The organism is Moorena sp. SIO4E2, assembly GCF_010671945.1.
GTDB classification, from domain to species: domain Bacteria; phylum Cyanobacteriota; class Cyanobacteriia; order Cyanobacteriales; family Coleofasciculaceae; genus Moorena; species Moorena producens.
This window is the reverse complement of record NZ_JAAHIE010000741.1, coordinates 1-3,015: the sequence shown is the minus strand read 5'-3', so window position 1 is coordinate 3,015 and position 3,015 is coordinate 1. Positions and strand designations below refer to the sequence as shown.

Annotated in this window: 2 protein-coding genes; both read right to left on the bottom strand. The window is 46.1% G+C overall.

Going from position 1 to position 3,015, the window contains the following annotated elements; genetic code table 11:
- Positions 1 to 300: 300 nt before the first annotated feature.
- Positions 301 to 528, bottom strand: a complete 228-nt coding sequence (locus F6K37_RS36345) for a hypothetical protein (protein WP_287255840.1) — start codon at positions 526 to 528, stop codon at positions 301 to 303.
- A gap of 312 nt (positions 529 to 840) precedes the next feature.
- The coding region (locus F6K37_RS36340) for a glycosyltransferase family 39 protein (protein ID WP_287255838.1) at positions 841 to 3,015 on the bottom strand (2,175 nt) is incomplete at its 5' end.

Here is a 3,015-nt window from a genome sequence, read left to right as displayed (position 1 = left end):
CGCGTAGCGTGGCCTATTGGCCAAGGTTTAAGGTTAGGATGTTGTTCGCGTAGCGTGGCCTATTGGCCAAGGTTTAAGGTTAGGATGTTGTTCGCGTAGCGTGGCCTATTGGCCAAGGTTTAAGGTTAGGATGTTGTTCGCGTAGCGTGGCCTATTGGCCAAGGTTTAAGGTTTAAGGTTGTTTACCCTTGGCCTTTCAGTAGAGTATAGTAATCCTAAATTAATCGTGATAATTTTTGATCCGAATTTCCCGACTCCCGACTCCCGACTCCCGACTCCCGACTCCCTACTCCCGACTCCCTATTCCCTACTCCCTGTTCCATTTTCTTGATAAGCTTTAGCGGAAGCTCTCAACCAAGTAAATGCTCCGGTAGCGAATGGAATTAGTAAAAATAGGGTACCAAATGTCAAGGGATGTTCTCTGACATATTCGCTGTAAACCATCACTGCTATTGCTGAGCCACAATAAATTAACCCACAGAGGGGAATAGCAATTACGAGTAAAGCAAATTTAGTGTCTTTATCCATGGTATTTTCACTAGGTTTTATCTTGTTATTTAAGCAATAAGCAGTCAGCGGTCAGCAGTCAGCTATCAGCTATTAGCCATCAGCTATCAGCTATCAGCTATCAGCCAAAGGCTTGTGCCCAGGCTACTTGAGGTGATTTTGAATAAAATAAGCTGACCACTGACCACTGAATGCTTACTTCAATTTTCATTAATCTCGAACTATTAAATTCTACTGAAACAGGTTTATGTTAAGCTGACCGCTGACCGCTGACCGCTGACCGCTGACCGCTGACCGCTGACCGCTGACCGCTGACCGCTGACTGCTGACTGCTTAATTATTAACACATCGATAAAGCTTATAACTATATTGACCAGCCCACTTTCGAGAGCGCTTTTCTCGAAAGCATTGCTGAGACTCTAGGTCAACTTTGGTACGGAAATTGACTAACCATAAGTCTAGTGGTCGTGGCAATTCCTTTAATTGTTGTTGTAATTGTTGGACAGCATCTTCATAACTGGAACTATTCCGGTCACGACCTACTAAGAAAAATTGGGGAAAATCCCTGGAATTATCATTAGAACCATTAGCAACAGCCATACCCTTCAATCCCCAAGCTAATCCCATCATGCGCCCGGTCTGTCCATGGTGTTTGTAGGTCGTTGCGATCGCAAGCGATGCAGCGCGGTCTTGGGGGTTTCCCCCATGAGCGACTGCATCAAGAACCGGCGCTTCACTTGCTTCCTTAACAACAGACACTAGTAGATCCGGGCGTTCGTTTTGAAGATAACCAAGATTCGAGACTGTCACTAATCCACCCAACAACCCAATCAACCATACCGCTACAACTATCCTTTTGCCAAAGTAAGACTTATAGCCTTTTTCAGATGAATTGACCTCACTGCTTTTAGCTGCAAGCCCCCTAAATCCCCCAATTCTGGGGGACTTTGACTCAATTTCCCCCCAAATTTGGGGGGTTAGGGGGGCGGAATTTGCTGTATACCCTTTGTCATCCCGATCAGGTACATCGAATTTTGTTCCATTTCCCTGCTCCCTGCTCCCTGCTCCCTGCTCTTTCCCCCCCTTATTAAGGGGGGTTAGGGGGGATCCCAGCTCTGTCTGCCTCTGAATAAGACTTCCGTACTCTTTCCCCCCCTTATTAAGGGGGGTTAGGGGGGATCCCAGCTCTGTCTGCCTCTGAATAAGACTTCCGTACTCTTTCCCCCCCTTATTAAGGGGGGTTAGGGGGGATCCCTTGAAAACTGCGGAATGATGAATCTGATTCCAACAACCACCTAAGCTCACTGCCACCAAGAGCATGACTGCTGGAAAGTAGACGAAGTGAAAACGAGGGGCTGTGCTTAAATCTATACCGAAACCCCAGGTCAAGACTAAACATAACCCAATTGCTGCTAAGACATAGTCCCTTAGGATGGTGATAGCGAAACGGTTATGGTGATCGAGTTGCTGCAATTTCAGTCCATAGCGGAGATGGGATACTATCCAAACCACTAGGATTAAGGTAACTATACCGGAAACAATCACAATTCCTAGGGATAGGTCATAGAAAGAGGAAGGTAGCAGTAAAACCATACTGAACAGCCATAGTAGGAATCGTCCTATGGGTTCAATCCATCGTGCGATCGCATTTTGGCTATAAATCCATTGGGTAGGGGGACTATCATGAATCGCTTGTAAGGCCGGTATCCACACTAAACATCCCGCTAAGGAACCCATAGCTACTCCATAAATCCGCCACCAGTAAGGTTTGAGCAAAGCTAGTCGGTCTTGCTGAGTTTGTCGCCAAGCTTGTCGGAATAATGCGATCGCTTCCGCACCTAAGGTCAAGATAAAAAAATAATGGGTAGCAATCCCCAGACTATTCACTCCCACCCACGCTAACCCTAGCCAACTGGGCAACCGTTCACCACGGTGGATTAACTCTACCGCTTTCACCAAGCAACCCAGAGATACTATCACCAGCAAAATAGCCAGAGTATAATGACGAGCCTGTTGAGCTAGAAAAATCCCGAAAGGGGAAACAGCCATCATTGCTGCTGCTATGTGACCTACCAATAGTGAGCGAAAGGCCAGCCGACCTAGGCAAAAGATAGCAGGAATCGAGATTACTCCCAATAAAGCAGAAAGCGATCGCACTGCCCAAATCGAAACCATACCATCCTCTAATCGGAATAGTTTCAGCCACAGATGAGTCAGAGCAAAATAAACTGGGGGATGGGTACTTTCCGTTAATAAATAATGAATAACATCACTAATGCCAGCTTCAGGAGACGGTTGTAGTGGGCTTAATAGGGTTTCTACTCCCATAAACTGATTCAGAGGTAACGAGTAAAAACTGTTACCCAAGCTAAATACTGTTGTGGCACATTCATCAGTCCAAGGAGGTAAAACCCCTAGACTAGCAAAGCGGAGCAAGGTCCCAATCGTAATCCACAGCAGCAGTAATAAAGGGGTTTGGGATTTTTTTAAGTACATAATCGGTTTTGA

Bases quoted from the DNA above. Each gene is read 5' to 3' on its own strand.
- F6K37_RS36345 (WP_287255840.1), bottom strand. From the start codon at position 528: ATGGATAAAGACACTAAATTTGCTTTACTCGTAATTGCTATTCCCCTC.